At 56.7% G+C, this 8,726-nt stretch carries 6 protein-coding genes; 5 read left to right on the forward strand and 1 reads right to left on the reverse strand.

Annotated elements, in window-relative coordinates; all coding sequences use genetic code 11:
• Window positions 1-706: 706 nt before the first annotated feature.
• Genes AC1VXC_RS07955 through AC1VXC_RS07965 form a run of 3 tightly spaced genes read left to right on the forward strand, consistent with a single transcriptional unit; the run spans window position 707 to window position 4,150 of the window.
• On the forward strand, window positions 707-2,593 hold the full coding sequence (locus AC1VXC_RS07955) for a hypothetical protein (protein ID WP_481538735.1): 1,887 nt from the start codon (window positions 707-709) through the stop codon (window positions 2,591-2,593).
• Window positions 2,583-3,413: a hypothetical protein gene (locus tag AC1VXC_RS07960; protein WP_481538734.1), complete on the forward strand. Its 831-nt coding sequence runs from the start codon at window positions 2,583-2,585 to the stop codon at window positions 3,411-3,413. Before AC1VXC_RS07955 ends, AC1VXC_RS07960 begins: the two co-directional genes overlap by 11 nt.
• Window positions 3,410-4,150 (forward strand): DUF6339 family protein, encoded by a 741-nt coding sequence (locus AC1VXC_RS07965; protein ID WP_481538733.1) that lies wholly within the window; start codon window positions 3,410-3,412, stop codon window positions 4,148-4,150. The genes AC1VXC_RS07960 and AC1VXC_RS07965 overlap by 4 nt, the downstream gene beginning before the upstream one ends.
• Before the next feature lie 50 nt (window positions 4,151-4,200).
• Here AC1VXC_RS07965 and aceE read toward each other — a convergent pair whose 3' ends face one another.
• Complete coding sequence (aceE, locus tag AC1VXC_RS07970; RefSeq protein ID WP_481538732.1) at window positions 4,201-6,888, reverse strand: pyruvate dehydrogenase (acetyl-transferring), homodimeric type; 2,688 nt, start codon at window positions 6,886-6,888, stop codon at window positions 4,201-4,203.
• Window positions 6,889-7,283: 395 nt separating this feature from the next.
• On the opposite strand from aceE, the gene AC1VXC_RS07975 reads away from it, so the two are divergent.
• Both AC1VXC_RS07975 and AC1VXC_RS07980 read left to right on the forward strand, forming a co-directional pair.
• Complete coding sequence (locus AC1VXC_RS07975) at window positions 7,284-7,781, forward strand: PadR family transcriptional regulator (protein ID WP_481538731.1); 498 nt, start codon at window positions 7,284-7,286, stop codon at window positions 7,779-7,781.
• A gap of 87 nt (window positions 7,782-7,868) precedes the next feature.
• A complete protein-coding gene (locus AC1VXC_RS07980; RefSeq protein WP_481538730.1) occupies window positions 7,869-8,657 on the forward strand; it encodes a siderophore-interacting protein in 789 nt (262 codons plus the stop codon).
• The last annotated feature ends 69 nt before the right edge of the window (window positions 8,658-8,726 follow it).

The raw sequence follows: 8,726 nt of genomic DNA on the forward strand, positions 1-8,726 counted from the left end.
TCAACTCAGAGACCCAACTCTGCACCATATTTTCCTGTCCCCATGCTCCAGCACACTGTTCTCCACCTGTTTTCCAGATCTTTCATCCCGAAGTATCACTGATTGCCATCTTGATCTGACGCATCTCAGGGTCACGCTTACCGTCGTGACTCTTGGTTGACGGTGGTGCGCTGAAGATCGTTGCGTCGACAATGGTGCAGGGGCGCAGGCCAGTGCCCTACGCGTAAGCCACGCGTTCATTTGCTTGAATATTTCCGCTGTAAGTTGGCACCTCTCCAGCAAATAGTGGAAGCTGAGGATGCTCCTCTCATTGGAAATATCTTCTAGCTCGCCCAGCTACTTGACGCATTAGCCGCGCATCACACTGCCCTCCTTCGATCGCTGGAGGGTTCTTTGCACACCTCTGCTGCAGCAAGTGAAAACGCAAACGGCTTCAACGCGATACGGTAGCCGGCATGTGTCGCGTGTCATTGGGTGCGCGACCCGATCAACGCCAGCAGCGCTTGCCACCGCACAACTTGCTCCTTCACGGACAGGAATATCTCGTGCCGCGCGCGTTTGCACCGACGTTTTTACTCAGCGTCGCCAAGGGTTAGTTGCATGGGAGGCTCGGGCTCTCAACGCGCCACTCCTCTTTGCTTACACTCGCATTTGAGATTTAACACGGTGACTGCTCTAATTGGCTAAATGACACATAGGGGGATACATGGAGAAGTGGGAATTTCTACCCAATCCGGGCATGGAAGACGAAGGTCTTGGTCACGCAGGAATTGAGACGTTCAAGGGGTCTCCATATGCGGGTATCGCACGCGAATGCTCTCAGAACAGCCTAGATGCAGCAGCACGGATCCCCGATGGATCCGCTGAACCAGTACATCTCGTCTTCAAACTCTTATCTGTTCCAGCATCTGACATTCCCGGCCTGCCAGAGTTGAAGAATACGTTTGAAATTTGCCTTTCTCAGTGGAAAGAGCAGAAGAAGGAAAGAGAATTTTTTCAGCGAGCCATCGAGACCGCCAATCAACCAACAATTCCTGTCCTATCCATCGAGGACTACGGAACGACCGGTTTGATCGGCCCTCCAGTCAAAGGCAAAGCATTTCACGCGCTTGTCAAGTCCTCTGGGGTAAGTCAAAAGCCAGATGTCGATGCAAGAGGATCGTTTGGTATCGGAAAGAACGCCGCATTCGCCATATCCCGGCTTCGCACAGTTTTTTACTCAACCATCTACACCGAGGAACAGAAAGCTAAATGCTTGGCCCAAGGCAAGAGCATTCTCGTTTCTCACGATCAAGTGAACGGCCCCGCTCGCTCTACGGGCTACTGGGGGTCAAGTGATTACATGCCGATTGAGGACGCGACCATTCTTCCAGAGTGGCTTCGTCGGACAGAAGTCGGTACAACTGTCGCCAGCGTCGGTTTCGCAGATGAGAGCAATTGGCATTGGCTGATGGTCGAATCACTAATCCGAAACTTTTTCTCTGCCATCAACAGCGGGTCAATTCGATTCACAGTCCATTGGTCAGAAGAGGAAGCCATCAAGATTGATGCAGACTCACTTGAAGACCTATTTGCCCGGCAAGAGGTTTGTGAAGCTGCTGAAAGTACAGGTACAACAGAAAATCTTAGCTTCAGCGCCGCAATGCTTGCAGCACTGAAATCGACGGAGTCGGAACTAGTCCAAGAGTCTTTCGATAACGTCGGAACTTTTAAGTTAACGATCCTCCAGAAGGAGGGCCTTCCCCGACGTGTCGGCATCCTACGCAACGGCATGTACCTTGCCGACAATCTTCATCATTTCAATCACCCCCTGGCTCGTTTCCCCATGTCCAGGGACTTTGTAGCCATTTTGGAACCAAATGATCGAAATACGAGTGGTCTCGTACGAGATATGGAAAACCCAAAACATGACGAAATATCGGCTGAGCGGATTGACGATCCACTACAGCGCGAAAAGCTCAAGTCGGCAATGAAAAAAGTCGGATCTTGGATTAGAGGCATGATCCGGTCGACAACTACAAAACCTGCAGAAGCGGACATCTTACTCAACGAGATGAACCGCTTCTTCTCAAAGCCGAGTTCCGGAAATTCCATCCCGGACCCTGCCAATAAGAACGATGATCCAGAGCGAGCGAAGATCACTGCGGACCTACTTCCACCAAGACCATTGATTGGCAGCGGGAACCAGGGAGAATCCGGATCCTCCGGAGGAATGAAGAGGAATAGAACAATCGGCGGAAGAACTTCTGGCGGACGACCGGGAGCGGGACAGGGCACGGTTGGCGGGCGGGGCGGAAAGAGCATTTCTTATATCGGGCTGCGAAATTCAGTCTCAGAAATAGACACCGATAGAAATATAGCATTTACTCCGGAGGCATCAGCGACAGCCACTATAGAGATCTCCGCGATTGGCGTTTCCAGTGATGAACCACTAAAGATTCGCTCCATCAACGGTGAGTCGTGCTCGAAGAGCCCAACTATAGAACTGAAACAAGGTCAGCGAATCAATCTTAAGGTTCAGTTCGAGACGCCTTATCTCGGACCAATAAGCATCACCCTAGCCCCCGCCAAGGAGGGCGAAAATGCGAATTAAGCCATCCACAAGCTTCCCGCACCCCATTTTGTCTCAAGATACAGGCGATTACGGTGATAAGTCATTTCAACTTACTCTGACTGTCCAAGAAGAGCCGGAATCAGGCCATGCCATCCTGAGCGGAATGATGGAACTTGACGATCCGGCAGTCCAAGAACTTCTGAAAGCCGAACATGCAGTTTCAGGCCTGATGATCACTTGTTTGGACACATACTTAGATAACTTTCAGCCCTTCCCGCTTGGCGACGTCCATATAAACCTGCCTAATGGAACAGTACGGGGGCCAGTTTTAATCCGAGGCGCCATTGTCTCGATAAAGGATGACCTGCCACTAGAATCGAAATACATTGATTTCGAGTTTCCACCAAAAGCAAGAATCGTCAACTCGGGCGACCTGATTGCGCTCACCAAAGAGCTAAGATTTGAAGCAGGCCTGGAAAAGCTAGCACCATTGGAATCCATATTCCATCTCAAAATACATGAAGACATTCCCGAAGGTATTTTCAAAATAGATATTGAAGGCGAATCCATAGACATCTTGGTCGCACCGAAGTTACATGTATTTTTGAGCCTTCTGCGTGAGCAAAAAATGAAAGATACACTTCTTTCAGCACTATTCCTCCCTGCAGTTATGGCCGTTCTCGATGGAATGCGAGAAAAAGATGTTCATACTGATAAGCGCTGGCACAGTGTCATGAGCGCACGTTGCAGGGCAGAGGGAATTGATTTTGAGACCCATGATATTGTTGACGCTAGCCAGAAACTACTTGACTCCCCGCTTAGTTCATTGCAAAGCCTATTTGAGAAGGTGACCGCATGAGCAAACTTCTTTATGTCGGGCAACAGGTAGCCGATGACCTGAAGGACAATGTCGCCAACAATATTTTTCGCTACAGAGAAGGCGACTTCTTGGATATGGAAGCTGCCGGAGATTGGCGGATTCCGCTTTCATTTGATGTCGACTTGAAAGTATTGGAAGAACTGAGCACCGACGGAAAACCTAATGACGAAATCCAGAATTCCATCACGGTCGGGGATGCGCTGAAGATATTGACGCCTACGCTTGCCAGGGAAAATCGCATTTGGATTCGACTTAGCCACATCGAGTGCTTGGAATACTCCAGAAAGCGCTGGCTTCATATCGACAAGGATGACGACACTCTGATAAGAGACGCGTCAAAACACTTCTTCGCTCCAACTCTTGCCGGCTGCCGCGACGATCACTCAATCTCGCGTCTATGGTGGAACCACCACATCGCCAAGCAAATCATGCCAGATAATCCAGCACGCGCTTTGACGAAAATCCTGGCATTGGCTGACATCCGACAAGCGCTTGTCGAACGCTCTGGCATTGGATCTCGCCCAGTGCTTGGCAAGGGAATCATCCGACTTCTAGAAAAGGAAAGCAGGCTCGTTGAAGGGAAGCTGTTCCGCGAATTCATGAAGAAGGTGAACCTAATAGGTGCCGGAATTGCTTTCGAAGTATGGGGCGAAGACAAGATCGACCAGTTTATGGCTCAATGCCTCGACCTAGCAGAAAGCGGAACAAAGAGCTAAGCAAAAGGGGCGGTCAATTGACCGCCCCTTTTGCTTACTTAATATTGGAATCAAACCCCAACAGGATTAGCCTTCTCCGGGTCAATCCCATACTGCTTGATAGCCCGGGCAACATCCTTCGCCGTCATCTTCCCATCCTTCGCAAGCGCCGCAATGGCCGCGTGCGCGATGTAATACCGGTCAACCTCAAAGAAGCGACGCAGGTTGGTACGCGTGTCCGAACGGCCGAAGCCGTCGGTGCCCAGTACCGAGTAGGTAGCCGGCACGAGAGCACGGATCTGGTCGGTGTAGGCGCGCACGTAGTCGGTGGCGGCAATGACCGGGCCCTGGCGGCCTTCCAGCAGCTCGGTGACATACGGCTTGCGCGGTTCGGCTTCCGGGTGCAGGCGGTTCCAGCGCTCGGCGTCGAAACCATCACGACGCAGTTCGTTGAAGCTCGGGCAGCTCCAGATGTCGGCGGTGACGCCGAAATCCTTGTCCAGCAGTTCGGCCGCTGCAATGGCTTCGCGCAGGATGGTGCCGCTGCCCAGCAGCTGCACGCGCAGCTCGCCCTTCTTCGGCTTGCCGGCGTCGGTGAGCAGGTACATGCCCTTGATGATGCCCTCGGCTGCGCCTGCCGGCATGGCCGGATGGGCGTAGTTCTCGTTCATCAGGGTGATGTAGTAGTACTCGTCGATCTGGTCTTCCATCATGGCCTTGGTGCCGTGCTGGAGGATGACGGTTACTTCGAAACCGAAGGTCGGGTCGTAGCTGCGCACGTTCGGGATGCCGCCAGCGACGATGTGGCTGAAGCCATCTTCGTGCTGCAGGCCTTCGCCGTTCAGCGTGGTACGGCCGGCGGTGCCGCCGAGCAGGAAGCCACGGGTACGCATGTCCGCTGCCTGCCAGGCAATGTCGCCAATGCGCTGGAAGCCGAACATCGAGTAGTAGATGTAGAACGGCAGCATCGGTACGTTGCTGACCGAGTAGCTGGTACCGGCCGCCATCCACGAGGACATGGCACCCGGCTCGCTGATGCCCTGCTGCAGCACCTGGCCGCTCTGGTCTTCGCGGTAGTACATGAGCTGGTCGGCGTCGACCGGCTTGTACTTCTGGCCGTACGGGGCATAGATGCCGATCTGGCGGAACAGGCCTTCCATGCCGAAGGTGCGCGCTTCGTCGGCGACGATCGGCACCAGGCGCGGGCCCAGCTCCTTGTCACGCAGGCTGATGTTCAGCGTCTGCACGAAGGCCATGGTGGTGGAATAGGTGCGCTCGCCGGACTCCTTGAGCAGGCGCTCGTAGGTTTCCAGCTTCGGTGCGACGAAGGACTTGTCGGCCTTCTGGCGACGCTGCGGCAGGTAGCCACCCAGCGAAGCGCGACGCTCCTGCAGGTACTTCACTTCCGGCGAATCCGGGCCCGGGTGGTAGAACGGCACCTGGCCGTCCTTGAGCTGCTCGTCGGTAACCGGGATGTTGAAGCGGTCGCGGAAATGGCGGACCGATTCGTCGTCCAGCTTCTTGGTCTGGTGGGTGGGGTTGAGCGCTTCGCCAGCGCTGCCCATGCCGTAGCCCTTGACCGTCTTGGCCAGGATCACGGTCGGCATGCCCTTGGTGTTCACGGCCTGGTGGTAGGCGGCGTACACCTTGTGTGGGTCGTGGCCGCCACGGTTCAGGCGCCAGATGTCGTCGTCGGACAGGCCGGCGACCATGGCTGCGGTTTCCGGGTACTTGCCGAAGAAATGCTCGCGCGTATACGCGCCGCCGAAGGCCTTGCAGTTCTGGTATTCGCCGTCGACGGTTTCCATCATCAGCTTCTTCAGGACGCCATTGGTGTCCTTGGCCAGCAGGGCATCCCAGTAACCGCCCCACAGCAGCTTGATCACGTTCCAGCCGCCGCCACGGAACACGCCTTCCAGTTCCTGGATGATCTTGCCGTTGCCGCGCACCGGGCCATCAAGGCGCTGCAGGTTGCAGTTGACGACGAAGATCAGGTTGTCCAGGCCTTCGCGGCCGGCCAGAGCGATGGCGCCCAGGGTTTCCGGCTCGTCCGACTCGCCGTCGCCGATGAAGCACCACACCTTGCGGTCGCTCTTCTCGATCAGGCCGCGGTTTTCCAGGTAACGCAGGAACTGCGCCTGGTAGATGGCCGCCAGCGGGCCCAGGCCCATCGACACAGTCGGGGTCTGCCAGTAATCCGGCATCAGCCACGGGTGCGGGTAGGACGACAGACCGCCGCCGTCCACTTCCATGCGGAACTTGTCCAGCTGCTGCTCGCTGATGCGGCCTTCCAGGTAGGAACGCGCATAGATACCCGGGGCGCTGTGGCCCTGGATGAACAGCAGGTCGCCCGGGTGGTTGTCGCTGGGTGCGCGCCAGAAGTGGTTGAAGCCCACGTCATAGAGCGTTGCGCCCGATGCGAACGAGGCAATGTGGCCGCCCAGGTCACCCGGCTTGCGGTTGGCGCGCACGACGGTGGCCATCGCGTTCCAACGGATGATGGAGCGGATGCGCCATTCCAGTTCCGCATTGCCGGGGCTCTTGGCTTCCAGCTGCGGCTCGATGGTGTTGACGTATTCGGTGGTGGGGGAGAACGGCAGGAACGCGCCCGAGCGACGGGTCAGTTCAACCATGCCTTCCAGCAACTGATGTGCGCGCTCGGGGCCCTCGACATCGATAACGGCCTTCAACGACTCGATCCACTCCTGGGTTTCCAGGGGATTCGTGTCGTTATCAAGCATCTCGTTCAACCAGTTCATTAGCGCTCCCAGTTACTGCACGCACGCGCGCGCTTGTCATTATTTTGAGCCGTAAAGTGTAGCGCACCCGGTACCTTGCCAAGCTGGCTACGCATGCGTATGGAGTGCCAAGAGCCAGTGTCTGCAAGACATTTCGCGACAGTTCTCATGCACAGCCGCGGACAGCCATGGACAGGCTGCGCATCGCCATGCAGACGCTTAATGGCACTAAACACCGGGCGAACTTGCCATCGGCAGAGGTCAGGGCGGTGACAAGCCAGCCATGCTGCAATGCAGCAATGGACAATGAATGCAAGCCCTGCTGGTCTGCACCGTCCCACGGGAAGCGATGCCGTTTGCATCGGAATAGTTTTCGATATATCGTTTTGCGCAAATTCGATATATCGAAAACTCCCATGACCAGCCCGGAACCCCGCCGCTCCCCCACCCCGCGCCCCTTGGGCCGTGGCGATCTGCGCCTGTTGCTGCTGGCCCTGATCGGCGAGCAGCCGCGCCACGGCTACGAGCTGATCCAGCAGATCAGCGAGATGTTCGTACGCGTCTACACGCCCAGCGCGGGCTCGGTGTATCCGCTGCTGGCCGACTTCGAGAAACAGCGCTGGGTAAGCGCCGAGGAAGACGGCGGGCGCAAGCGTTACCACATCACCAGCCTGGGCCAGGCCCAGCTCAAGCTGCGCGCCGAGGATGTGGAAACCGCGCGCATGCGTGCACGCCACAACTCGCGCGTCATCGCCAGGGAGAGCCTGCCGGCGCCGCTGCGCGATGCCATGCACCAGTTCACCCATTCGTTGATGCTGCGCAAGGGCGATTGGCAGGACGCCGATGTCGCGCGCATTGCCGGCTTGATTGCAGAGGCGACTGCGCTGGTACAGCAGCAGTCGCAGCAAAACTGATTCGCACCACCGTTGTTCATTACGACCCAGCCAGAGCGATCCAGCCACGGTCTCCCGGCCTTGCCGACACTGACCCCAGGTACCCCCATGTCACAGCATGAAACCCAATTGATCCGCATGACCCCGCGTTTCCGCCAGCTGCAGGTAGTGCGGACGGAACGCCTGACCCCGAACATGCAGCGCGTTGTTGTAGGCGGCGATGCACTGGAAGGTTTTGACAGCCGCTCACCGGATGACCACGTGAAGCTGTTCTTCGCCAATGCCGAAGGCGAATTTGTATTGCCAGAACTCACCGAGCAGGGCCCGCGCTACCCGGAAGGCAAGCAGCCTTCACCGGCACGCGATTACACGCCGCGTTTTTACGATGCCGATGCTGGTGAGCTGGTGCTGGATTTCGTGCTGCATGGTGATGGCCCGGCGACGCTTTGGGCTGCCAATGCCAAGGTTGGCGACGAGCTGGTCGTTGCCGGCCCGCGTGGTTCGCATGTGGTGGCCGATGACTTCGACTGCTATGTGCTGATTGGTGATGAGACGGCGTTGCCGGCGATTGCGCGGCGCCTGGAAGAGTTGCCGGAGGGTGCGGTGGCCGAGGTGTTCATCGAGATTCCGGAAGAGGGTGATCGGCAGCCGCTGGAAAGTTCAGCGCAGGTGACTGTGTCTTGGTTCGAGCGAAATGGCTTTGATGCGGCCAGCAGTACCTTGCTGGAAGATGCGCTGGTGGATTTCGAGCAGCCTGATGGTGATACGCACTATTGGATTGCCACCGAGTCCAAGCGTGCGCGGATGATGCGAAAGTTTGTGGAAGGGCATTTGCAGGTGCCGAAGGAATGGATACGCGCGACCGGGTATTGGAAGGCGGATCCGAACGAGCTGTAGTGGCGCGCCCAGCGAGGGCGGCGGGTTAACCGGAAGGCTGCCCCCCCCCCTGGCGCGGGGCTCCCCCGC

The sequence above is a fragment of the Stenotrophomonas sp. STEN033 genome (assembly GCF_056856655.1).